The sequence below is a fragment of the Emticicia sp. genome (assembly GCF_049241225.1).
Lineage (GTDB): Bacteria > Bacteroidota > Bacteroidia > Cytophagales > Spirosomataceae > Emticicia.
Genome location: NZ_JBMLRC010000206.1, coordinates 1 through 25,042 on the forward strand (window position 1 = coordinate 1; position 25,042 = coordinate 25,042).

The following is a 25,042-nucleotide window of genomic DNA, read 5'->3' on the forward strand; positions in this document are numbered from 1 at the left end:
ACGCACTATCAATCAAAGCCGACTGAAAATCAGTGAGTTGACAAGCTTTTTTGAGATGTGGAATCAGAATCGGATTGAGATTATGGGCGAATCCCCACAAAAAGAACAACGATGTGAGCAATACAAAAGGAACAAAATACTTGTTTTTCATAGAGAGGCAACTGAATAAGTAATGGTATAAGGTTGGAATATTAATGCAATTATACAGATATATGCCGCAGAAAGGAAATTTTCAGATTGAAAAAGTATATTAATTCAAGCCTTGAAGAAATTAGACGCCTAAAGAAGATTTATCTTTGATCGAAACACGAAGAGCTTTAATACTTTTTACCTTAAACTTTGATACATAATAACTTATAATTTCTACAAAACCTTTGAAACTAATAACTTGTCTAATTTTCTAAGATTTCCAAACCAGACCCCTAAATTATGCCATTTCTTAGTTTTGTTTACCCCTTTCTTGCAAGATAGAAACCATCGACACGGCAGTAGAAAGCCCTTTATGTATCACAAAAAAAACTGTGTTTAAAGTAAAATAGCATTTCTGCTAAATTGCTCATTGACACAGTTTTATATACAATAATATGTTTGAAAGCATTTACATCTATGAGTTTGTTTTATGTGATGTAGACAATCAATAGTACAAACTACCAAGCTCATTCATATACTCTGTTATTATAGTTTGGCCAATGCTTCTTTTGCTTCTTTCAAACTATTATCCAATTTAAGAGCAGATTCGTAGTATTTTTTTGCTTCTGCAATTTCATTCTTTTTTTCATAGACCATCCCCAGACGCATCATGGCCGATGCAATGGATGGGTCTTCGCCAATAGGTTTATGAGTACGGATATAGCTTTGTAAACAAATCTCTCCTTTATTTAGATTTGTACCCGAAATTGCAGCAATCTTGCCAATCTGATAAGTGGCTGCCATGCTCTTTGGATTTGTTTTCAAAAATTGCTCATATACACTGATAGCTTTACTGTATTGTGTATTTCTTATGTAAAAATTGCCTAACTGAAAAGCTACCTTAAAATTATTCGGTTCGACATTAGCGGCCTCAATAAATTCAGCCTCTGCCCTCTGTAAGTCTTTTTCGGCAACATACAAATTACCCAAGGTAGTGGCTCCCAATACTTTATCAATCTGTTTGATTCTGGTAGCTAATTGTTTTGCTTTCTCGGGGCTTCCTCCCATCATTGAAGGAGCTTGTTGGTAAAATTCAACCAAAACTTTCATTGCGTCAATACTATTGGGCGAAAGTGCAAGGGCATTTTCGAAAGAGCTTCTAATTTTCGGAGCTAACAGCCCCTTCTGAAATACATTGCCTTGCGTAGCTTGTCGGGCATAAGACGTACCCAACCAAAAATGATATTTATACTCTTTCGGATTGGTTTCAACGCATTTTTCAAGCAAATCGGTGGCTTCATCAAACTTATTTTGGTTTATAGCAATTCTTGCCGACCAATAATTAATTTCGTTGGAACTCTGTTTCGATTCTTTCAAATGAGCAAGTAGCTCGCCGTACTTTTGCTCATTAAAAAGTTTTTGTGTTTTGTCTTGTGCTACTGCCGATAGCTGCAAAATCAGTAAAATGATAGTGGCAATAATTAAATTTTTCATAGTAATATAGTTTTAAAAGTTATTTTTCTTCCCCTAATTTTACTCGTTTTTTCTCATCTTCTACCCCTGAGCGTCGGCTGTTGAGATTAGCTATTGTCTTTCTGCCGAAACTATAATTAAAGCTCAACGTTACACTTCGGCTGTCAGTGCGGTTACTGACCTCAGTATCAAGGTTTTCGTATTTCAGGTTCAATCGACTTATTCTTGACCAAAAAATATCCGCAACATTGAGTTTTACTGTGGCTTTTTTATCCAAAAAGCTTTTCTGAACACCCGCCGAAACTGCCCAAATTGGTTCAAGGTTAAGTATCCCAAAGAAGCTTCTTGATTGATAAAAACCTGTTAGCTCTGCTCCCCAATTTTTGGGTAGAGTAATATTATTCATACTATTGAAAGTGAATGTGGTGCGTTTGAGGGTGAAAATATTGTTTAGAAAAGCACTCTCAAAAGATTTATGACTGACGTTGATGTAGTTGATACTGACCCCAAATTTTTTCAATGGAATCGGTAAAATACTCGTAAAGCCTAATACTTTTTGCGTAGCTAAGTTCTCGGTAGATTGATACGTAATCAATTGAGCATCATTCTGGCGAATAGTGGGTGTAATAATGTCATTCGTAACACTATAGCTCAAAGTATTAGTCAGGGCAGATCGATAAACGTGGCTTAATTCAACCTTATTTGTAAACTGCGGACGTAAAAACGGATTTCCTTCTCTGTAAGTAAAAGCATCTACAAAATACCTAAAAGGATTAAGGTCTTGATAGTTTGGTCTATCAATTCGTCGATTGTAGGTCAATTTCATAACGGCTTTCTCTGATAGGGTTCGTTGCAAATAAAGAGTCGGAAAAAGATTTAGATATGACCTCTTAAACACACTATCACGGGGCATTGCCTGACGTCCGTTTCCGAGTGTTTGTTCTAAACGTAGTCCAGTCTGAAGTGTCCACTTTTGGGCAAATACTTGCTTATAGTTTATATATGCGGCATTTACTGTTTCATTGTATTCAAAATCGTTGAGTCTATCGTTATCAATTTGTGTTTTTTGTGGATCTTTATAAAACTGCATTAAATTATCGGTCGATACATTACTCCATTTTACGCCAGTTTCGAGGTTTCCTTTTTTTCCGATCGGGCTCACAAAATCAACTTTTGCAGAATTGATTAGCACGTCAGCGGGGAGGGTTGCCAGCAAGAAATCTTTCCTGATTATATTGTTATTGGCATCAAAAAAGTCGGAATTAAACAGTTGGTTGGCGGCTTGATTGAAAATATTTCTATCATATTGGGCCGTGAGTTCTTGCTCTGGTTTAGTGAAAGTCTTTTTAAAATAAGCATTTACTGCGTAATTATTTATTTTTTCACCAATATTTGATGCCGTGATGTTTTTGGAAACAAACGACTCTTTTTCGGATGTTCTAGAAATAGTCGTATTTTGACCGATAACATCTCCGACAGTTGAAATAAAAAATCCTGTTAGACTAAATGTTGTTTTTGGTGTGGGGTAGTAGTCAAAAATTACTCTTCCAGAATTAGAACGATAGGGTGATTCTGTTTCGTAGTTTTGATTTAAGGATAAAATATTCTCCTGCTGGCTGATTCGTCTAACGATGTCATATTGGCTGTAAGCATTGCGATTAGAATACACATGACCCGCATAAATGCCGTATTTTTTTTGTTTGATGTTTATGTTGGCATTTGTACCATACCTACTGTAGATTCCTTGTCTAAAAAAACTTCCAGCGGTACCGTTGATACCATGATTAACGTTTTTCTTCAAAATAATATTGATAATCCCTGCGTTTCCTGCGGCGTCATATTTAGAAGAAGGGTTAGTGATGACCTCAATTTTTTCAATATCTGCCGAGTTAAATCCCCTCAGATAATTCCCTAAATCATTTTTTGAAAGCTGCGAAGGCCTTCCATCGATCATTATCAAAACTCCGCTTTTTCCTTGAATATTCAATCGGTTGTCGTTGTCAATCGTTACGCCCGGAATCTTCTCTAATACTTCAAGGGCATTGTTTCCTGCATTCGTTATGCTGTTGTTGATGTTGACAACCATCTTGTCGAGTTGTTGTTCGATAAAAGGTTTTTGAGCCGTGACCGTCACTTCCTTTAAAATCTGACTATCTTCCGAAAGATTAAAAACCTCACGGTGCTGTTGAGCAGCCTTAATAACAAAAGACTTACTGTATGTTTTTTTATATCCGATTTGAGTTGCACATAGTATATACTCTCCTTGCGTTACCTCATTGAAAGTAAAATTGCCTTTGTCGTCGGCGATAGCACCTTTTACGAGTGTAGAATCTTTGGCATTAAGCAATACAACATTTGTATAGATCAGCGTATTACCCTTTGTATCAAGGGTCAATCCTGTGATTTTTCCCGATGGCAGTTCCTCCCCTGTTGTTTCGGCTCGACTATATTCTGAAAAGAAAAATAGCAAAAGCATTAAAAAAAGTTTTTTCATAATAATTTTTAGTTTAAAGAATACTTTGTGAAGAGTTGTTTCCAAATTTCAAGGATTTTGAATGTATTTATCAGGCTTTGCAAAGACTCAATTGCAGTTTGAAAGCATTGCCGACCTTAACGAAATTGGATGTTTGTGTAATACCTCACTATTCCATTGTCCAATCAATTTGGGAGAATATCCCAAACACAAATAATCTATGATTTCCTTGGCAATCTCTAAAGCCTCTTGGTTTTCGCTTTTCTTGAAACTCATGCGGCTTAGGTTGTGTAATTGCTGAATTCGATGGTAGTGTAGTATAGAAAAGCCATCGTTTTCTAAACCCTCATCTACTTTGATGGTTTCAATCAAATAGCTTTTTGCAAACTGAAACTCGTTGATTTTATAGCACAAATACGCCTTTGCTGGAAGTGCAAAAGAATTAATAAAATTGATGGACTGAGGCAAAAGTTGTTTTAAGTTCAGTTCGGTATCGGCCTGCTCAAATAGTTGATAGGCCTCTTTAAGACGGTATTTTCGGGTAAGTAATAAACCTTGAAAATATTTATCAGAGATGGCATTTATTACCATTGAGTCTGCGTTTGGGTTTTCTTTGATAAGGTTGTGGGAAATACTTCCAAAAACACTTTCTCCGATAATTGCCGAGTGTTTAGGATGCTCATATAGTCTGATTTCTTCAATCCATTGGTTGACCGTACCTGGCTCTATTTCGAGGGTAGAAAGTGTTTTCATAAGCTTTAATATTGAAAAATAGATGTTTTGGTAAGTTTTTCGGCCGATTTTATAATTGCTTTTTTATCAATTCCGCAGAGTTCGTATAGCTGATGTGTTTCACCATGCTCCACAACTTCATCCGAAATCCCTAATCTTTCGATGTTGTGTCGGTAGCCCATTTGTATCATAGTTTCTAAAACTGCCGAACCAAATCCACCATTCAGACAACCATCTTCGATTGTGATAATTTTATCGAAATTTTCGAAAACCTCTTGTAGCATTTCTTGGTCTAATGGTTTCACAAAACGCATATCATAGTGAGCCGCACTTATTCCCTGCTTTTCTAATGCTTCGCAAGCATCAACCACCACATTTCCGATTTGCCCGACTGAAAGTATCGCTAAATCATACCCTGATTTTATCTTTCTTCCTTTTCCGATTTCAATTATATCGAAAGGGGTTTCCCAATTGATCATCACGCCCTCGCCTCTCGGATACCTGATTGAAAACGCAAGTCCCTTTTGTTGAAATTCGGGCAATTGAAACGTATACATCATGTTTCGTAGCTCTTGCTCATTCATTGGTGCAGCAACCACAATATTTGGGATACACCTCATATAAGCCAGATCATAGATGCCATGATGCGTTGGGCCGTCGGCCCCGACGAGTCCGGCACGGTCAAGGCAAAAGATTACGGGGAGTTTCTGCAAACAAACATCATGAATAACCTGGTCGTAAGCTCTTTGCATAAAACTGGAATAGATACTACAAAAAACGGTAAGACCTTGAGTGGCCAGTCCTGCCGAAAACGTAACGGCGTGTTGCTCAGCGATACCGACATCAAAAACCCTTTTTTCCATGATGTCTTTCATGATATTGAGCGAAGAACCCGATAGCATTGCTGGCGTCACGGCTACTATTTGCGGATTTACTCTGGCCAATTCTACGAGGGTTCTACCAAAAACATCTTGGTATTTGATTGGTTTTTGTGACACAACGAGCGATTTTTTGAGTTCGCCCGTTTTGGGGTCGAATTTACCAGGAGCGTGCCAAAAAGTCTGGTCTTTTTCGGCCAATTGATAGCCTTTTCCTTTTACCGTAGCACAATGCAGCACCTTTGGGCCTTGTATTTTTTTTAATTCTCTAAATTTTTTCACCAACTCACCCACATTATGCCCATCAACTGGGCCATCATACGGAATACTCATCACATCAAAAATCGTATCATGCTTTAAGGCGAGCATTCTGATGATTTCTTTGGATTCGGTAAGGTATTGAAAATGCTTTTTTAGAGCACCAACATTGCTATCGATTGAAATCGAATTATCATTGAAAACTATTAAAACATTATTATCAATATCGCCAACTTGGTTTAAGGCCTCAAAGGCCAGTCCAGCGGTCAAAGCTCCATCTCCGATTACGGCAATGTGCTGACGGTTTTCGTTTTTATGCTTGGAAGCCACCGACATCCCCAAAGCGGCCGAAATAGAAGTAGAAGAATGTCCAGTTCCGAAGTCATCGTAGATACTTTCGTCTCTCTTCGGAAACCCCGAAATACCATTTAACTGCCTAATCGAATGGAAATTATCTCGTCTGCCAGTCAGAATTTTATGCCCGTATGCTTGATGCCCGACATCCCACACAAGTTTGTCATGCGGTAAATCGAAAACATAATGTAAAGCAACCGTCAGCTCAACAGTGCCGAGATTTGCCCCAAAATGCCCGCCATGCGTGGCTACAGTATCAATAATAAATTGGCGTAATTCATCACATAATTGAGGAAGTTGCTCAATTCTTAGTTTTTTGAGGTCATCAGGGCAGTTGATACTCGACAAAATGTTAGGCGTTGCTTTCATATCTTTTTCGATTAGAAACGTATAACTATTATTTATGTAACTCAGGACATTCTTCAAAACCATTTCGACAACAGTAATTGACTGTTTCATCAGAATCAAGCCATGACTTAAATTCTATTCTATGTTCGAGTTCTTCAATTTTAAAGGCTTCGAGTTTATTTTCGTAACTATTATCACTTTCTTCAGGAAGTTTTTTTTCTTTCATTTCCGTATCTGATTAAAAAAAGATTTTTTATGTCTGATTAATAGGAAAACCGTTTTCATCTAAGACTTTATCAATTTCTTCGTCAAGTTCTGGGTCTTTTCCTTTTGTCCATGATGTAAACTCGGTTCGTTGTTCGAGTTCTTCTATTTTGAAGCCTTCCATTTTTCTTTCAATGGCTTGCTTTTCTTCGTTTGTCAATTCTTTTTTCATCTTTTCGATAGATTTTCGTTCAATAAAAATTTGACTTTATGGCTTTTTTGTGTGGATTTATTAGCGTTTTATAGTTATATGAGATTTAGTTTTTGACAAATCAATGTAAACCATACCGTAAAATTTTGGGGATTACTCACGATGTCTTGCCTGAGATTATCTATTGTAATCCATTTATAATCAGATACTTCTTCTGGATTAAAGTTTGGTGTCCCTGAAAAAATGCCCGTAAATACATGGTCGAATTCGTGTTCGATAAGACCATTATCGAATTGAGTTTTATAAATAAAGCTTAACTTTTTACTGAGCGTGCAATCAAAACCCATTTCAAACAAAAGTCGCCCGTGAATAGCTTTTTCCAACGTTTCGTTAGGAGATGGATGACTACAACAAGCATTGCTCCAAAGGCCCGCACAATGATATTTGCCCAAGGCTCGCTTTTGGAGTAGCATTTTGCCTTCGTCATCAAATATCAGAATCGAAAACGCTCGGTGTAATTTACCTTCTTGATGGGCCTTTAGTTTTTCTTCAAAACCAAGCACTTGGTCTTTTTCATCGACTAATATCACTTGAGCCATATTCTTAGAAAATAGCAGGAATTGACAATCCAAAGAAAGACCAAATTTTTACCTCTGAGCGGTCTTCGAGCTGAGTCAGACTGAGAGCTGATTGTTTGTTTTTATGATTGGCCAAATCTTTTCTGATGAGATTTAGTTCTTTTTCTGAGAAAGGCAGTGTTGAGTCTTGAGAGTTTTTCATTGTTTTGACGGTTTTTGAAATTATACTAATTCTACAATTTTATTAAAAATTTTGTCTTTAAAATCTTTCACCCATTTTTTTTGCGGGTATAACTTGATGGTTTCTTCCATCTGTGAAATTTCGTTTTGCTGTTTTTTAAGAATCATATATCTGAGCAATAGCTTATCTTTGATATTGAATTTTGCCGACGGACACGCCCTCATATCTTCATGCCAAGATTTTGGGCATCCACCACCACAAACAGGCAACATTTTGCAAGTATGGCATGGAAACTCGTCGGTCAGAAGTGTATCATTCCAGTTGTTGAGATTGCTTCGTTTGAGGTTTAAATTTTCATGGTCTTTTTGCAATTTTCCTACTTTATAATCGGCTTTTTCGTAAGCTGGCACATACGATGTTTCGCTGCAATCGTAGATATTTCCGAAAGCATCATACATTTCGGATGTTTTTGAGACCGTAAAACAAACTTGTTTTTTTCTGGGTGGAATGCCCTTGGTTTTGTTATAACCGAGCGAAATCATCTCGACATTCCATTCGAGTTCTCGTTGTGAAAACTCTTCTTTACTTAAAGATTTTTTATGGGCATCATTTCCCCAAGAATAGACTCCAACGGCATAAAAACTCACCAAATTTTTTAGTCCTGCGTCGGCTATTTGCTGGATAAGTGGCGAAACTCCCGCATCATTTTTTTCATCCACATTGCATCTTATCGAAATATCACACTTATAATCTCTGTAATTTGGCTTCTTTACGATACTCTGTAAGTTCTGAAAAATCAAATCAAAAGATTTTCCGCCATTTTTGGTGTAGCGGTGCTGGTCGTGGAACTCGGCAGTTCCATCTAAAGTCACTTCTATTTTATTGACCGCTAATTCCTGAGTTAGTTCTTCAAAAACGTTTTCTTTTAGGCTGAGGCCGTTGGTCACTACCGTTGCCGAATACGACATTCCGAATTCTTTAGCTATTTCTTTCAGATGTGGTGTGAGTGCTCGCATTTGGCTGAGTCCCATCAAAGGCTCTGCACCAAACCAACCTATGCTTAGCATTTTGTAATTTCCAGCCGCTGCCTTCATTCTGATGCGTGCGATGATTCGGTTCTGTAAATCGGTTGTAACATAATCTTTTGTGTGCTTTTGCCCGCAATAATAACAACCCAACTGACACATAGCCGATGGCTGAATGATCTCATACAAAACCGTGCTGTTGGATATATAATTTTTATTTTCATTTACAATCGCCAAAAGTTCATCTTCTTCGGCAGGTACTACAAATTTATAATCAATCAACTTTTGTAAAATAGGCTCTGGAATCACCTCCAATATATTGGTTTGGAGGCTCGTCAGAACGGCGGATGTAACAAGCAGTTCTTTTCCTGAGCGAGTAGAAAACAAGATACATTTTCCTGAAAGATTGACTGGCTCAGAAATGATGACATAATGCGAAAACTTATAATTTCTCATTTGCTTTTGGATTAAATCTTTTGATTAGATTGATGAATCAAATTTGTGCGTTTTTTTGGGTCATCTGAAATAAATTATAGCAATCGGCCGATTGTCTATATGAATCGGTTTTTTGAAAAACTAATCGTAAAGCAAGCAATAGCAATTGAGAACCAGACTTTAAGTTTTTACAGGAAAAACATAAAAAAAGCTCTGCAAAACCACTGGTTTTGAGAGCCTAAAATACCAACCTTAATTAAATATTTTTGTAAATGAGAGGTGCAGGTCGGTTATTTAACTGCAAGATTTTCGGGCAATTATAATCTGAAAAGCTCTTTCCAATTGAGCAAATGTTTCTTGGAGAGTTGCCATACTAAATAATAAAACATTGTCGGAAGAAACAACTCAATCGTACGTGCTTTTACCCATTCGAAAGATACGTCTGGAAATGAAGTAATGATATATTCAAAGTAACGGTATAAGTTATACGGATACTTGATTAGCATAGATGTACTTCCAATCATTACCCCCAATAAGAATAAAACCAAAAATACCCAACTGATCAGCGAATAGACTACTAAAAAGATATCAATACCTTTTTTGATGGGCAATGTTTCTTCCTTTCGCAAAAGCCAGTTAAAACTCTTTTTGAGTTTAAGGTTTGCTTCTTGCCTTAAATTGGGGATATTGAGCAAATCAGAAATAGCCCAGTAGCCGTCATATCTCAGCAAAGGATTAATATTGATGATCGTATGAAACAAAACGAAAAAAATCAGATTAATAATAAAGGTATCTTTCGTAATAAAGTACACGGCCATCATGACGGTAGCAAACAGTAATTCCATGTAAATTCCTGCTAAATCCATGATCACTCTTTGTGAAGAGCGGAGTTTCCAAGCATCGCTTACATCAGCAAAAAAAACGGGTGAAAGTAAATAAAAACCAAAACCGATTCCGCCGTGATTTGCCCCAAATTTCCGACAAGCCGCCAAATGCCCCATTTCGTGAAAAAACGTACTTACCATCAAGAAACCATAAATCGTCAATAAGGTCGAAGGTTTGATTATGTTGCTCGGATGAATGTCGTTTTGATTGAAATAAAAACAAAACCCCAAAAATATCAGTAATGAAACGCCCATTGTATAAAAGAAAGCTGGCGTAAAAAGCGGGGTAAAAATCCAACTTATTTTTTTTATCCATTGCTCTTTCAATAAAATAACGTTGAGTTTTAGATAATCGCTACCTGACTTTTGAGTCACAACCAAATCACTTTCGATGAAGCCTAATTTTTTCATTTTTTCTTGATAAATGGCTTCGTAGATTTCAGACTGACTAACGTTTACATCTAAAGTTTGCTGGGTTATTTTCGTTATTTCTTCAATATTCCTTTTACCGTCTGCCAATTTCAAAATGAAATATATCAATCCTCCAACTCGTAGCTGGTTTTTAAACTGGGTTTGCTGCACCAAAAACGTTTTTTCATCGAAAACATGAAACTCAACGGCGGCGGCCAGCTTTGGATATGAGGATAAATAGTTATTTTCCATTGTAAGTCTTTTGAAAATTGAAAGAATGTAAGGCTAAAAGATTTTTAGCTAAATAGTTTTCGGTAAGCATTAACGACCGCCTTCAAGATAAAACTTGATGAAAGCGTAGTGCTGCTGTACGGTTCATTCATTTTGGGAGCTATAAACTTAACGGCAGCCCAAGTTCCATCGGCTTTCTGAACACCCTGAATATAGTTAATCCCATTTTGTAAAGCATTTTTCACTTTATCGTCATTCCTCTCAAAACACAGCGAAAGCATTGCCAAAGCAGTAGAGAGCGGGTCGCTCTTATCATCAATAAAGCCCCAACCGCCGTTCGATTTCTGCGAAGAAAGGATAAAATCAATTGCTTTCTGAATATTTTTCTCACCCAAACCTGCATAACTCAATGCTCGGATGGTTACGTAAGTTCCGTAGAATGGCCCGTAATACCATCTACTTTTCCAAAACCCAGTCAATTCCTGTTGATTAATCAGATACTCACATCCAGCAATGATCTGCTGTCTGTAAGCCGACTCGTCTAACAGTTGTAGTCCATGAAGCATATTTGCCACCACCTCTGTATCGGGTCCTTTTCCCCATTTAGTTTCGTTGAAAAGGTCTTGTAGTTGCTGTAATAAAGACTGGTCATTTTTGGGTACAATCCAGGTCTCAAAACCTCCATTCGGCTTATAATTATCAGATAATAAAACCTTGATTGGTGTTTCAAAATGTTCTTTTCCGATATTCAGATGGTTAGATTTTACAAAAACCTGAATAATTTGCCCTAAATCATCGGCATCGGGAGCAATTTCTGGAACACTCGGGAAATAGTTCCAACCACCGACTCCATGCTCAATACGCCTGCTCAAAAGATAATTTACTTCATTTTCTAAAACGAAATCGAGTTGATCATCAAAAAAAGGATTTACTTCGGCAAGTGATTCCGCAATTAAAGCACGCTGAAAAACATCTCCGATGTGATATTCATTGTCGCCGGTAAAACCTTCAGCTTTACTCAAATACATGATATGCTTCACTTCGCCAAAGTCTTTTTGCCATTCATCCAACAAGTTTTTGAGGGCATCATTGGCTATTTTATGCCAAAGCGTAGTGTTTTTATGAAAAGTAAAATTTAAGTTAGGATGTTTTTGTTTTGAATGCCGCAATTCAACTCGCAGATCAACGAGTTTATTATAGACATTTACTTCTTTTAGAATCTTCTGTGCTTCAGTGTTTTTATCTTCTATTACTTTTTTCCATAGTACAAGTCCGTACGGTTCGATGCAAGCTAAAGCACGATCAAAATAGTTAATTGCTAATTCCAAAAGGCTGGAAGCAACTCCACTTATATACAAAAACTTATGTAATTGTTCGGGGTCTCGGTTCTGAAATTCAATCTGATTATTTGAGCAATAATTTCGGAGGCATTGAATAGCATAATTGAGCTGTGAATTTCGGATGTCTTTTTTCAAATCATGAATATCATCCATCAACTGAAAACCGACCGAAAACAAGGCATGAGAAGCCAACATTTGCTGGTGTGCCTGTTGGTCGTTTTGTCCAGATAATAAGTAGGTGGCATCAATCGCTACTTTTCCGAAGGCAGATTTATAATCAGCTATTTTTTCGTATTCTTCGATACTAACCTCGGTATCGAAATTTTTTTTCTCATACTTTTCTAAATTAATCAAATCGTTGGTTGAGCGGGCAAAAGTAGCATATTTTTTATCCATCCGTAAGCCTTTCATATATTCGCCTTTTCTTAGATTCCAATATTTCCAGAATGGAGAGTCAAGCCCGAAAAGATGACTCAAAACTTTAATACTTTCTTCTTGTGCAATGCTACTTACAACCGTAAACATCTGGTTTTTTGATAGTAATTCATCATTATCGAGGGTTGTATCATTTTCGATAACAGACCGATAATACAAATACCCTGCAATGCACAAGAGCGTTAGTTTTTCATCGGAAAAAATCGGGAATTTTTCTTCAAAAAGCTTAGGGTAAATCAAATACATGGAAGGATTATTCTCAAAAAAATTATCATCGAGAAGATAAGGCTTAAAATCTTCGGCAATGGGTAGCCCATTGATATATTGCTGATAATGGTTTTTGGTTTGGCCAATCACCTTATCAAAGCTAAGGTTATTTGTATTCATTTTAGTGTAAATTAAGGCGGTTATTGTTTAAAAAAAGCAAAGCTGATAATATCCAAATATCTTTCTATTTGAATCCTACCAGCTTTACAGTTGCTTGATTCTGTTTGATTATGCAGCAGAAACTTCTGCGGCAGCCTTATTTTCGCATACTACGTTAACATCATCAAACCATGCTTCCATTTCTAAGCGAGACTCTAATTCTTCAACTTCGAATGAATCAATCTTAGCTTTTACTAATTCTTTGAGATCCTGAGTGTTGTTTGTAACGTTTGCCATTGTTTTAATTGTTTAGAAATTGAAAATATGTAAATAATAATCTTGATACGAAAAATTGAGAGTTGTTTAAATAGTTGTTTTAACGAAATCGACAACTTCCCTTATAAAGCACTGATATTAAATATTTTACGATGATATTTACTATCGATTATTGACTACTTACCTCGTAAATATCAATCTTATGCAAGGGTATCTCCTGGCTGAGGGGTTGGAACACAAGCAATATCAACATCGATCCACGCCTCCATTTCTAAACGAGACTCCAACTCTTCAACTGTGAATGAGTCAATCTTAGCTTTCACTAATTCTTTGATGTCCTGTGGTTGTTCTGTAATGTTTGCCATTGTTTTAATTGTTTAGAAATTGAAAATGTGTAAATAATAATTTTAATGAGACAAAATTGAGACTTATTTTCGTGAGTTTTGTGTGGGAAAAATCTCAATTAGTTGGGTGTATTTTTCTCCTTTTTGTGGGAGAAAACCCCCATTTGGCTCGTTGAGACACCTATTTTACTTAGGCAATGGTGTCTCCTGGCATTGGAGTTGGATTGCAGATGATATTCACATCTACCCAACCTTCCATTTCCAAACGAGATTCTAATTCTTCGACATCAAATGAGTCGATTTTTGCTTTTACTAATTCTTTTAAGTCTTCTGGTTTTTCTGTAATGTTTGCCATTGTTTTAATTGTTTTAGAGATTGAAGAAATAATATATGTGATGCTTTTATAGCCATTCCGAAATACTCTGAGCAAATCTTTTTAAAACTTTTTGTCCTTTAAGATTCAGTTTTTCGCCTATCCGAGTCTTATGGTTTTCAACGGTTTTCTCAGAAATAAATAGTTTCTCTGCGATTTCTTTGGTTGAAAAATCTTTGGCTACTTCCCGCAGAATCTCCTTTTCTCGGCGGCTTAACAGCCCGACCTGCTCCGAGAAAACTTGCTCACGTAGGTTTGAATCTTGGCATATTTCATAGACTTTATCCGAAAAGTAAGGTTTCCCTTCCCTAACAGCATTGATGCAATACATCATTTCTATCATACTACCGTTGATGTGTAAGAAACCATGCGGAAAAACCTTAAAGGCTTGCGATACTTTTCGGGTATCAGGTTGAGTAATAAAAAAAATAAATCTGGTTTGGGAGGCCTCTTGGCGTATTGCCTGCAAAATCTCGATCCCGCCCATCTGCGGTAAATCCAAATCTACCAATGCTATATCTGGCTGTTGGCACTTAATTTTTTGAAAAGCACGCTTACCTTCCTGTTCCAGACAGATTACATCATAATTTTTGTTTTCGGCGATAAACCCTATCGACTCACATAATAATCGTTGGTGTGTTGCGATGGCAATTGTTGTTTTCATTATAAATTGAAACTTTTAGATTAGTATGATTAGATGACACTAAAGCAATAAAGACCTAGTCCATATAGGATCTGAGGATGTATTCAAATCATCGAGTGTGAGTATTACACCCAGCAAGCCATCCATCAAATCAAATTCTTTACTTTTATAATATTCTTTGGCCATTTCTTTATTCAAGAACTCAATCGTTTGCTTCGCCCAAAAAAGTTTGGCTACCAAATACTGTGGTTGCTTAGTCATCTTGAAAAGACTACCATAATAATTTGTAAGCCCGGCAGCACCCTTCGAGAAAGAGCTGTCCTTGATTTTGGTTTGCTCGTATGTTTTTCGAGTAGTTGTGAAAAAACCTATATTTTTGGCTACCTTATAATATTTTTCTAAAGAAAATAGATCGGCAACTTTGTAAAATAATAGCACCTCGTTTAAATCGCCTTGAGTAAAATTTAAAACGTTTTCTAACCATACCTGATTTTTGTTGGGGTTAGTATACGTCGGATAGAACGAAAACTGATTTTCAGCGGTATCAATTTCTAAGCCATTTTTATAAATATATAGGCTACCCTCAAGTATGTTTGTATCTATAAATGACGAGTCAATTCCTATTTCTTTCACATGGCAGAGGGCAAGGAGTAAGCCCGTTAACCCACTAATCAATGTAAAATCAATTTTCAAATCTGATTTATCGCTGTAATACTCAATAAAGGATTCGTGCCATTTAAGCTCCTCAATTATTTTGGATAAAAATTGTTTTTGCCCTGTTATTTGGCAGCTACGACTGAAATAGTTGAGAAATGCAGCTACTCCATCAGCAAAATAAAATTTGTGTTCACGGCTTTTATCAACTGCAACTTTCAGAAGTATTTCATCAATTTTTTTTAAGTATGTATTCTGTGGATTTTCGTGTTTGATGCTAAGTGTGGCCGTAAGTATTTCAGTCCAATCTTTGCTTGTTAGGCTTTTAGCGTCTGAATCCATCAGTTCGTATATATACGCAAGAACTTCTTCTGCTTGAGTATGTTGAAATCTATACGAAAAATAATATTGCCCAACGGAATTCATTTCTTCTAAATGATTTTTCGTGGTGAGTTTCCTCACCACGAAATTGTTAAAACTATACAACTGTCTTTAATGCACTGCTACGATTATTATCAGTTAAAAACTGCGGTGTATGAAATTTAACAATTGTTGATTTTTTGAATGCTAGCTTGGCGGTAGTAGTGTTTGAGTTTTTCATTGCTTATGTGTTTTTAACTAGGTTGGAAGTTTTATTTCGATCCAAAACTGCAATAATGAGGTGAAACAAAAAATTAAATTATATTTACAGCATTTTTTACTATATTAAATAGCTCTTTCGATAGAGTTTTTAAGCATATTTAATCTTATGAAGTTCTTCGATAAACCTATGAAAAAGCGTATTGGGTTTCATGTTGTGTGTTGGATAGCCTTCCTAATCTACATCCATTTCCTGTATTTTTTGGAAGGCTATTTAGATAGTAAGTTTATCTGGCGGACAATCCTAAACTATCTACCCATCATTACCTTTTTCTATCTCAATGCATATATTTTGAGGATTCTGATACCACAAAGGCGTTTTTTGGTAATTATATCTATCACCGCTACGATGCTCCTCATTTATGTAGCTATAAGGTATTTTTATAAATTTTATCTCTTTGATGTACTCGGAATACCCGATATATTTTTTGATAGGCTAGAACCCAAAAAGCTTTACATCGAAAGTATTTGGTTGTTTTTTAACTACCTCATTTATTCATATTGTTATTGGTTTTTTCTGCATTCTATTTCGCTTCAAAAAGAAAGAGCAAAACTACAAAAAGATGTTTTTTTACAAGAAAAAGCCCGTATCAGTGCCGAATTAGCTTTCTTACAGGCCCAAATAAACCCGCATTTCTTATTCAATACACTTAATTTTATTTATTCAGAAGCTGTAATGGTATCTGATAAACTCGCCAAATCGCTGATGACACTATCCGAGATGATGCGATACGTAACCACAGTTTCAAGCACTCAGCAGCATACTCCTATTGAAAGTGAACTAAAGCACATAGAGAATTTTATTCAAATTCAGCAAATGAGATTTCATAATGCCCTTAACATCAGCATGATTACCGAGGGCAGGTCTTTAGCTACTTATACATCCATCCCACCTCTGATACTGATTTCGTTTGTCGACAATGCATTTAAATACGGCGACCTATATGATGACAAGTACCCTCTTTCTATCGAAACAACCATCACGGAAACAAGTTTTAACTTTAAAATTTTCAATAAAAAAGCCAATAATCTGCCCCCAATGCCATCGACAAAAACTGGTTTAACTAATGCCAAACAACGATTAGCTCTAATGTATAAAGAGCGTCATTCACTAAAAATTTTGGATAATGAAGATTCCTTCACGGTCGAACTTTTTATTGAAGTTTAATTGTGTTTTATCCGATATTTTCGCTTGTTTTTTAATAAAAAATGGAATAAAAAAATTACCTTTGAAGTAAGTAAAAACGTACCCAAAATTTAATTAAGATAAACAATTATAAGTCAAGCTGCAAAATGTTTTGTGTCTGTATGTTATAGCTTTTATCAAATTATCTTTTTAAATTTATGATTACATGTATCATCATCGATGATGAACCTTCAGCCGTTAATCTATTAGCCAAATACGCCAGTGACATTCCGTATTTAGAAGTTGTCGGTACCTTTGATAATCCGATCAATGCCATGTCGTTCTTGAAACAGCAAGAAGTTGATTTGATTTTTCTGGATATCCAAATGCCTAAGCTCACAGGTATGCAGTTTCTTCAAACATCGGCAATAAAATCGAAGGTCATCCTGACAACCGCCTACTCGCAATATGCTGTCGATAGCTACGAACACTCACCTGTAGTAGATTACTTAATGAAACCCATTCCGTTTGAAAGGTTTTTGAAAGGTGTAGAGAAAGTTTTTAATATCATCAACAAAGAAGTAGATAATGAAAAGAATAACACCGAACTTGAGTTTTTATTATTGAAAACCGAGCATAAAGGCAAGCTTCAAAAGGTAGAGTTCGACCAAATTGTCTATATAGAAGGTATGCTCAATTATATTTCTATTTTTCTGACCGACAATAGCAAGGTAGTTACTTATATTGGCATCGGCGATATAGAAAAAAAAATACCAAACAACGAATTTATAAGAGTACATCGCTCCTACATCGTTTCTATAAATGCAATCAAAGCTATTGATGGTAATGAAATAATTTTGAAAGGCTTCCCCAGAATTCCGCTGGGAGATAAATTTCGTACTTTGGTTTTAGAAAGATTCAAGAAAAACATGCTCAACTCTAAGTAGATTACTCGCAAAAATTAATGGTGATACATCCTTCAGGAGCAGGGGCTAATAATTTCTAAAGATTAACAGGCCCAGCATCGCTTTTTTTCTATTTTCATGATACCAAAAAGAGGCTGTCTTAAAAGTAAAATCAACCAAATAATATGCTGCAAATCACTTCACCCTCTCAATCTCCCTCTCCTGCGAGGGGAAGAAGATTGAGAGGGTGAGGCGGCCGACGCTCGGTCAAATGCTATCCAAATATTCTTTTGTGAAGAAAACTTTTGAGACCGCCTCTTTAAAAAACACAATACAAACAGCTGATTATTAGCAACTTACATTTAATAATCATACATTTTACCAACTATTTTTGAGTATTATACCCTTTTTTTAGCGTGGCTTTTCTTTCGAGCTAAATCTGATAAGTATTGTCTGTAAAGAAAATCATATATCACCAGCTCATGCAAACGCTGGTTAGAGCTTATTAAGCGATTGACAGTCATGTGAATGTAACTACTGAGTAGATTATTGAGATCAACCTGAAGGGTATCATTGGCCTTCAGACCTAAGATATTTACCGCAATTGGAGCAATTTTTTCTTTTCTTTCTTCTAGAATATTCAATAATTCTGAGTATTCATTATCGAAAGATACAATAGCCTGACGATATTCTCGATAACGTTTATCTAACTGAGATTTAAGACCCTGCTCCATACCAAATTCTGTAGCAAAACCTTCTTTCAAAGCAGCAATTAAATTTATTTTCTGCTCGGCTTCATACCCGAAAGAATCAAGTAATCTATCAATGGCCTTTAGAGCAAAAATCCAACGGAGCTGCTCTCGTTCATCACCAATGGTTGCGGATAAAAACTTAAAAACCGCGGCACTATCTACACAAAATATACCCTCTGCGAGTGTGATAGCATTATTTCCGTATCGCTCTACTTCTCTCTGGTAGGTATCTGCTTGCATTTTCCAAACAAGCCCATTTGCCTCCATCTGACTCATTTTCTGGTGATAAATCTGTAATAATTCACCGATACGATTTATGTCTGTCAGGTGAAAACGTACACGCAAATGAAAATGTGGGTCATCGTAACGAATAAAAAACCATTGATCAATTAGTTTTTTTGCCTCAGCCTCTGTAACTATTGGCTCAATTGTTTCCAGCAAAATTTTATCGGCGGTTTTTATGCCACAATAAATCTTGAAATAAAGCCATTCAGACCCTAAACTAAACGTGCGTTGTATATCAAAAGTCTCTTTTTGGGGTAACTTAGAAGAAAAACTTGATTGATCGGCCACCAAAGCCGCCACTATCTGATTACTAAACAATTGATTATCAATACTTTTAATTCCTTCGTTTTTATGAAGTAATACTTCCTTTAGCGTAATTTTTTCTCTATTTTTAATCGTATCTATAAATGCACCCACCAATAACTCATTCTCAGCATCAATCAATAATTCGTTATCGCTTTCTGCCAAAACAAAGTAACGTGGTAAATTCCATTTTTGAGTAAATTGATTAAAAGCGACCATTGTGTTTTCATTTTCCGATGAATTGAGGAAGTCGAAATCTTTTTTAGTGAATTTCCAAGTAGCCACTTCTAAAATTACGTTTTTGATACGTACACGAGGTAAAAATGTGTATAGGTTGGCAATGATACCCCAGTCAAAGCCGATACTCGTCAGTTTATTTTGATGCTGTAATTCACACAAAAACTGATAAATCGGAAGCGAGTGATACGAATAGTTATGAGCATTACTTAATCTCGGAACTACGATTTTATTCAAGCGTTTTGACCTCAGAACTATCTGGCCGTTTCTTACTGAAACCAATAAGTCATCAATTCTAAGCTGGTGTTCATCACTAAGCGAAGATTTTGCTAAGTACGGAATTTCATAGTTCCGGAAAGCAGGGTGTAGCAATATATTACCTGTGCGGCTTTCGGGAAGATGGATGATTTCGGCAAAAATTATCTCTTCATTGTGCTTTTGTTCTTCTGCGGTTATCTCTCGAACCATTGATTTGATCTGAACATCGACATGTGCAAATCGACCCAGTAAGTAAGCAGCACTCGAACCACCGATACTTTCCAATAAAATTTCGTTTTCGTTTAATAAGCGAAACATAACAGATAACGATGGAGGCAACTCACTCCAAACGGTTTGTTTGATTGGTAAATCTGCTTCATCAAACGCTATTTCGTATAGTTTTTGCTCATTGGCTTCTCTTATTTTTCTGAATAGCAATTCTTGTACTTTACTTAATTTTATTGCGGTTTCATTGTCTTTATTTGGCAAAACTATCCCTTCGACGAGTGGTGTGAAATCATAAGTGTTTTTTTCTAAGTATCCGATACCTACCTCCGAATCCAGAGCAATTGGAAGCGAAATTTCTTGATCTTCGTAGCGTTCGTAAAAACGTTTGGCAAACGAATCTAGGTTTGTATTTATATTTTTTTCATTAAAATTAGCAATCTGCCCAATTGTTTGAATAATATCTTGTTGTAGCTTGGCACTGACCGATGCCCCTTCTGCTAGGCCCATAACCATATCGGTCTGGAATAAATGATTTTCTTCAAAACTAACCCCGAGCGGTCTGATTAATTCAATGATGTCTTTGTATGATTTTATGCTGTTGTTTGGCAGTGTATCAATCTTGCTTAGTTTATGCTGGATATTTTTAAGAGAATTGCTGTAAAAGTTAATCGTTTCGTCGTTATCAATATTGATTCGGTCTAGGATTTCTATGAGTTGATAAGTAAACTCTTCGCCGGTGATTGCGGGGTCGAGCTCACTTACCAATAATTGAGAATCAATCAGATCGTTGATAAAACTGTTTGCATCTTCGTAGCTTATTTCATCTCCTACCAATAGGTCTATGAGTTTCGTAAAAGATAACCCATGGGTTGTTGCTTTGATTACTAAGTCAATGTACTCGTTTTGAATTACCGAACTAATTTGATGTACTCGAGTTCCGTTTTTGTATAAATATTCAATATATCGAACCTCATCATTTAAAAAGTAAATACTACTATTCGGAAAATAAGTGAGCTTTTGCCGCACTAATGGCAGCAAAGCAAGCCTTTGTGCCAATGCACACAAGAAGTGCATATCTAAGCGAGTATAGCGAGTAGGATTAGCTGTTATATATGCCTTGGTTTCTTCTCCCCACTTAGCCACCGATACCCCCGCAAACAAACCAAATGGCGTACAACGATTGCTCATGCGTGATGCGTATTTGGCGAGTGAGAAAAGTATTTTCTGTAATTCCTTCTTATCCAAAACTTTACCTTCTTTCCATCGAATACAGGCTTCGTATAAGCTCGGTGAAGCCAAATAAATTGCTTCTAAAAAGGATTCCTCCTTTATTTTTTCAAGAAAAAAAGTTTCATCGAAATCGGTGTTAAACGAATTTCGTGGATTTCGGATAATTACATTTTTGTGAAAGTGATAAGACATAATATTTTTCGACTCAATTAAATAGCCCCCCCCATACGAAATTATAAGACTAGTGTGGCCAAGTATAAGAAACTATTTAATTGACAATATTTTACCGTATCGACAGTCGCCACAGAGGTACGTAAAGAACAACACGGAGTTTCACGAAAAAAAGAAAACGCTGTAGAACTCCGTTTTTTTAAAACTCTGATTAACTCCGTGGCGAAAAAATATTATCAATTTTCTTCTCACCATTACTTAGCGTGTTTTAAATAGATCTAATTTCTCAGTAATATGTACCAATCATTCAGAAATTCCATAAAACCTTGCTGCGTTTTCGCCAAAAACCTTGGCTTTTTCTGAAGCAGAAAAACCTTTTGTATAAGTGTCAATAATTTCCTTTACTTGGCTGTATTCGCCCGCAACTAAGCATACTGGCCAATCAGAGCCAAACATGATCCTGTCGGTTCCGAAGGCATCAAAAACCACCTCTAAATAGGGTTTTATTTGCTCATAAGTCCAATTTTTCCAATCGGCTTCAGTTATGATACCCGACACTTTGCATTGTAGGTTTTCAAATCTTGCCAAAGCTCTGATATCTCTTTCCCATTCATCAATCAAACCTGCTTTTATGTAGGGCTTAGCGATATGGTCAAGCACAAAAGGCTGGTCAGGAAACTGAGCCACAAATTTTTGGGCAGTAGCCAAATGTTTCGGAAAAATAAGAACATCGTAGGTGAACCCATATTTTTTTAGCTTCGAAATGCCACGCAAAAAATTGGGACGAAGCATATACTCAGTGTCGGGTTCGGCTTGCAAAACGTGCCTAAAACCCGCCAGTTTTTTCTCTGATTTCCATTCGCTTAGTTGTTCGTCAATATCATCGGCTTGGAGGTCAATCCAACCCACCACTGCCTTTACGAAATCATTTTTAGCGGCCAAATCGAGTAGAAATCTTGTTTCTGCTAAACTTTGGTCGGCTTGTACGGCTACGCAAGCCTCAATGCCATTTTGCTGTAAAGTGGGTTGTAAATCTTCGGGGTAAAAGTTTCGCTGAATAACCGACATATCATCAGTAATCCACGAGTCACGGTTAGGGTCGAAAGCCCAAAAATGTTGGTGAGAATCAATACTCATTTAATAAAATTTTTCTCAAAGTTATTGAATCCAATTGGCAACTAATAAGCAAAGCTAAATTATTATCTATGCACTATTTAGCGAGTTGAAAAGCCTTTTTTTTAATCAAAAAAAATAGTTATTGTGCTAAACAAAGACAATAATAGTATAATATAAACAAAAAATTGCATTAATTTTATCTATTATCTATTTTTTTACTAATAAACTCTTGCATAATTCAATTAAAGTCTCTATTTTTGATTCAAAGTTGTGTGGATTTAGTAGTAGAAAAGGCTATGGGAGCTTTACCCATAGCCTTTCTTTATTTTTATCGGTGATAATTCACAAAAAAATCCTTATTTTTAAGCTACATTTTTAGCTCTCTTCTTCAAAGTAAAAAACTTTTTTATTTCTTTAATGAACAAATCGGAGCTTTGTTCCACAACAAATATGCAAACAATCACTGACGACTTACAGGCCATTGCTACGCCCCAACGAGCCGAAGCTTCTGCGTGGTTTTTCAAAACTGGCAAAGGCCAATATGGCGAAGGCGATGTTTTTATAGGTGTAACAAATCCTGATTTACGGGCAGTTTGCAAGAAATACGTTTCGTTGAAATTTGATGCATTACAAGAATTATTGGATAGCGAAATTCATGAGTATCGAATGGCCGCTTTGATAATTTTGGTCGAACAAATGAAAAAAGCCAAAACAGCCGAGAAACGTAGCGAAATTTATGATTTTTATTTAGATAATGCGTATAGAATAAATAACTGGGATTTGGTCGATTGCTCGGCCCGAGATGTTGTAGGGTTTTATTTATTCGATAAAGACCGAAGCGTTTTATATGATATGGCTCGCACCGAACACCTCTGGACTCAGCGTATTGCTATCATTGCTACCCACTATTTTATCAATAAAAAACAGTTTTTGGACACCCTCAGAATATCCGAAATTCTGCTTTCGCACAAGCACGATTTGATTCATAAAGCCGTTGGTTGGATGCTGCGTGAAGCTTGGAAAAAGGGAGCAGACGAACCAGTGGAGGCATTCTTAGAGCAAAATATTGGCAGAATCCCTCGTACAGCTCTCAGATACGCCATTGAAAAAATGAGTGATGAGCGAAAAAAGTATTTCATGACACTTAAATAGTCCAAGGTCGATAGTCGATAGTCCACGGTCTACGGTAGTAATTTATAGTTTCTTATAAACCCTAACTCTTAAAACACTAAAAACTACTTCAATGAACAAACGTCAATTCATCAAAACCCTTACTGCTTCGAGCCTTGCTTTGCCTTCTTTTGGAAAAAGCTTTGATAAAACACTGACGAGATTTGGGCAACAAATGCCCGAAAATCTGGCACAAAACGAAGATTTTTGGGCAGAAATCAGAAAAGCTTACCGCATCAAGCCTGATTATATCAATCTCGAAAACGGTTATTACTCTTTTGCTCCGCAAGAAACCTTAGAAGCATATATTGGCAATGTACGAGAAATCAATTTTCAAGCATCCTATTATATGCGTACTCGACAATTTGATGATAAAACCGAAGCCCGCAAAAAACTGGCGGCTCTGGCGGGATGTTCGGTAGAAGAATTGATAATTACCAGAAACACGACCGAATCGCTCGATACGGTGATAGCAGGATACGACTGGAAAGCAGGTGATGAGGCCGTGATGGCCATGCAAGATTACGGTGCAATGCTCGATATGTTTAAGCTACAAGCACGTCGATATGGCATTGTGAATAAAATTGTGTCGATTCCGAATCATCCAAAATCTGACGAGGAAATTGTAGAAATCTACGAAAAAGCCATTACGCCGAAAACTCGCCTACTGATGGTTTGCCACATGATAAATATTACGGGGCATATTTTACCAATCCGAAAAATCTGTGATATGGCTCATGCCAAAGGTGTGGATGTGATGGTTGATGGAGCTCATGCCTTGGCACACATTGAATATAAAATCAGCGATTTAGGCTGTGATTATTACGGAAGTAGCCTGCACAAATGGCTCAGTGTGCCACTCGGTGCCGGACTTTTGTACGTAAAAAAAGATAAAATCAGCAAACTTTGGCAAATGTTTGGCGATATGGGTTATCAGGATGATGATATTAGGAAACTGAATCATACGGGTACGCACCCTGTACATACTGATCTCACGATAAGCCACGCCATTGATTTTCACCAAAAGATTGGTATCGAACGCAAAGAAGCAAGGTTGCGTTATCTGCAAGAATATTGGACAAAACAAGTGCGAAATATACCAAATATTGTGCTGAATACTCCAGCCGATGCGAAGCGTGCTTGTGGCATTGCAAATGTAGGAATCAAGACCATCAAGCCCGGTGATTTAGCAAAAACACTCCTGGATAAATATAAAATTTGGACGGTAGCTATTGATTATGCCAATGTGCAAGGCTGCCGAATTACGCCAAATGTTTATACTTCGACCGCCGAATTAGATAAGTTTGTAGCTGCATTGAAAGAATTGGCGGCTTAAAACTACCATAAAAAACGTCGGCAAGGTTTTGAGAACCTTGCCGACATTGA

At 36.6% G+C, this 25,042-nt stretch carries 22 protein-coding genes and 1 pseudogene; 4 read left to right on the forward strand and 19 right to left on the reverse strand.

Annotation, left to right across the window (positions count from 1 at the left end; genetic code table 11):
* The 17 genes and pseudogenes from ACOVO2_RS11305 to ACOVO2_RS11385 form a co-directional block, all read right to left on the reverse strand.
* Positions 1 to 151: pseudogene (locus tag ACOVO2_RS11305) on the reverse strand (glucose/galactose MFS transporter); the annotation flags it as partial.
* 524 nt (positions 152 to 675) lie between these two features.
* Positions 676 to 1,623 carry a tetratricopeptide repeat protein gene (locus tag ACOVO2_RS11310; RefSeq protein WP_421770073.1) on the reverse strand — a complete coding sequence of 316 codons (948 nt, stop codon included), beginning with the start codon at positions 1,621 to 1,623 and terminating at the stop codon, positions 676 to 678.
* A gap of 19 nt (positions 1,624 to 1,642) precedes the next feature.
* Positions 1,643 to 4,096, reverse strand: coding sequence for an outer membrane beta-barrel protein (locus ACOVO2_RS11315; RefSeq protein ID WP_421770074.1), 2,454 nt, complete (start codon positions 4,094 to 4,096; stop codon positions 1,643 to 1,645).
* Between the two features lie 87 nt (positions 4,097 to 4,183).
* On the reverse strand, positions 4,184 to 4,828 hold the full coding sequence (locus ACOVO2_RS11320; protein ID WP_421770075.1) for a hypothetical protein: 645 nt from the start codon (positions 4,826 to 4,828) through the stop codon (positions 4,184 to 4,186).
* Between the two features lie 5 nt (positions 4,829 to 4,833).
* Complete coding sequence (locus ACOVO2_RS11325) at positions 4,834 to 6,666, reverse strand: 1-deoxy-D-xylulose-5-phosphate synthase (protein WP_421770076.1); 1,833 nt, start codon at positions 6,664 to 6,666, stop codon at positions 4,834 to 4,836.
* 28 nt (positions 6,667 to 6,694) lie between these two features.
* Positions 6,695 to 6,871 carry a hypothetical protein gene (locus ACOVO2_RS11330; protein ID WP_421770077.1) on the reverse strand — a complete coding sequence of 59 codons (177 nt, stop codon included), beginning with the start codon at positions 6,869 to 6,871 and terminating at the stop codon, positions 6,695 to 6,697.
* A gap of 27 nt (positions 6,872 to 6,898) precedes the next feature.
* Positions 6,899 to 7,081, reverse strand: a complete 183-nt coding sequence (locus tag ACOVO2_RS11335; RefSeq protein WP_421770078.1) for a hypothetical protein — start codon at positions 7,079 to 7,081, stop codon at positions 6,899 to 6,901.
* Between the two features lie 74 nt (positions 7,082 to 7,155).
* A complete protein-coding gene (idi, locus tag ACOVO2_RS11340) occupies positions 7,156 to 7,659 on the reverse strand; it encodes an isopentenyl-diphosphate Delta-isomerase (protein ID WP_421770079.1) in 504 nt (167 codons plus the stop codon).
* Positions 7,660 to 7,663: 4 nt separating this feature from the next.
* On the reverse strand, positions 7,664 to 7,840 hold the full coding sequence (locus ACOVO2_RS11345) for a hypothetical protein (RefSeq protein ID WP_421770080.1): 177 nt from the start codon (positions 7,838 to 7,840) through the stop codon (positions 7,664 to 7,666).
* A gap of 20 nt (positions 7,841 to 7,860) precedes the next feature.
* Entirely contained in the window at positions 7,861 to 9,300 is a 1,440-nt protein-coding gene (locus tag ACOVO2_RS11350; RefSeq protein WP_421770081.1) for a radical SAM protein, read from the reverse strand.
* A 296-nt stretch (positions 9,301 to 9,596) separates the two neighbouring features.
* Positions 9,597 to 10,826, reverse strand: coding sequence for a hypothetical protein (locus ACOVO2_RS11355; protein WP_421770082.1), 1,230 nt, complete (start codon positions 10,824 to 10,826; stop codon positions 9,597 to 9,599).
* 44 nt (positions 10,827 to 10,870) lie between these two features.
* The gene (locus tag ACOVO2_RS11360; RefSeq protein ID WP_421770083.1) at positions 10,871 to 12,967 is read right to left on the reverse strand and encodes a hypothetical protein; all 2,097 of its coding nucleotides are present in this window, start codon (positions 12,965 to 12,967) and stop codon (positions 10,871 to 10,873) included.
* Between the two features lie 108 nt (positions 12,968 to 13,075).
* A complete protein-coding gene (locus ACOVO2_RS11365) occupies positions 13,076 to 13,243 on the reverse strand; it encodes a hypothetical protein (RefSeq protein ID WP_421770084.1) in 168 nt (55 codons plus the stop codon).
* A 179-nt stretch (positions 13,244 to 13,422) separates the two neighbouring features.
* A complete protein-coding gene (locus ACOVO2_RS11370; RefSeq protein WP_421770085.1) occupies positions 13,423 to 13,587 on the reverse strand; it encodes a hypothetical protein in 165 nt (54 codons plus the stop codon).
* 169 nt (positions 13,588 to 13,756) lie between these two features.
* Positions 13,757 to 13,921: a hypothetical protein gene (locus ACOVO2_RS11375; protein ID WP_421770086.1), complete on the reverse strand. Its 165-nt coding sequence runs from the start codon at positions 13,919 to 13,921 to the stop codon at positions 13,757 to 13,759.
* Between the two features lie 46 nt (positions 13,922 to 13,967).
* The gene (locus tag ACOVO2_RS11380; protein ID WP_421770087.1) at positions 13,968 to 14,603 is read right to left on the reverse strand and encodes a LuxR C-terminal-related transcriptional regulator; all 636 of its coding nucleotides are present in this window, start codon (positions 14,601 to 14,603) and stop codon (positions 13,968 to 13,970) included.
* Between the two features lie 39 nt (positions 14,604 to 14,642).
* Complete coding sequence (locus tag ACOVO2_RS11385; RefSeq protein ID WP_421770088.1) at positions 14,643 to 15,578, reverse strand: lanthionine synthetase LanC family protein; 936 nt, start codon at positions 15,576 to 15,578, stop codon at positions 14,643 to 14,645.
* Positions 15,579 to 16,005: 427 nt separating this feature from the next.
* Between ACOVO2_RS11385 and ACOVO2_RS11390 the strand changes: the two genes are divergently transcribed.
* Together ACOVO2_RS11390 and ACOVO2_RS11395 are read left to right on the forward strand one after the other, a co-directional pair.
* Positions 16,006 to 17,043: a sensor histidine kinase gene (locus ACOVO2_RS11390; RefSeq protein ID WP_421770089.1), complete on the forward strand. Its 1,038-nt coding sequence runs from the start codon at positions 16,006 to 16,008 to the stop codon at positions 17,041 to 17,043.
* Between the two features lie 176 nt (positions 17,044 to 17,219).
* Positions 17,220 to 17,948 carry a LytR/AlgR family response regulator transcription factor gene (locus ACOVO2_RS11395; RefSeq protein ID WP_421770090.1) on the forward strand — a complete coding sequence of 243 codons (729 nt, stop codon included), beginning with the start codon at positions 17,220 to 17,222 and terminating at the stop codon, positions 17,946 to 17,948.
* 356 nt (positions 17,949 to 18,304) lie between these two features.
* Here ACOVO2_RS11395 and ACOVO2_RS11400 read toward each other — a convergent pair whose 3' ends face one another.
* The gene (locus ACOVO2_RS11400) at positions 18,305 to 21,391 is read right to left on the reverse strand and encodes a lantibiotic dehydratase (protein ID WP_421770091.1); all 3,087 of its coding nucleotides are present in this window, start codon (positions 21,389 to 21,391) and stop codon (positions 18,305 to 18,307) included.
* Between the two features lie 282 nt (positions 21,392 to 21,673).
* Entirely contained in the window at positions 21,674 to 22,507 is an 834-nt protein-coding gene (locus ACOVO2_RS11405; protein WP_421770092.1) for an amidohydrolase family protein, read from the reverse strand.
* 429 nt (positions 22,508 to 22,936) lie between these two features.
* Here ACOVO2_RS11405 and ACOVO2_RS11410 point away from each other — a divergent pair, with 429 nt between their 5' ends.
* Both ACOVO2_RS11410 and ACOVO2_RS11415 read left to right on the forward strand, forming a co-directional pair.
* Positions 22,937 to 23,638 (forward strand): DNA alkylation repair protein, encoded by a 702-nt coding sequence (locus ACOVO2_RS11410; protein WP_421770093.1) that lies wholly within the window; start codon positions 22,937 to 22,939, stop codon positions 23,636 to 23,638.
* Positions 23,639 to 23,729: 91 nt separating this feature from the next.
* A complete protein-coding gene (locus ACOVO2_RS11415) occupies positions 23,730 to 24,992 on the forward strand; it encodes an aminotransferase class V-fold PLP-dependent enzyme (RefSeq protein ID WP_421770094.1) in 1,263 nt (420 codons plus the stop codon).
* Positions 24,993 to 25,042 lie beyond the last annotated feature (50 nt).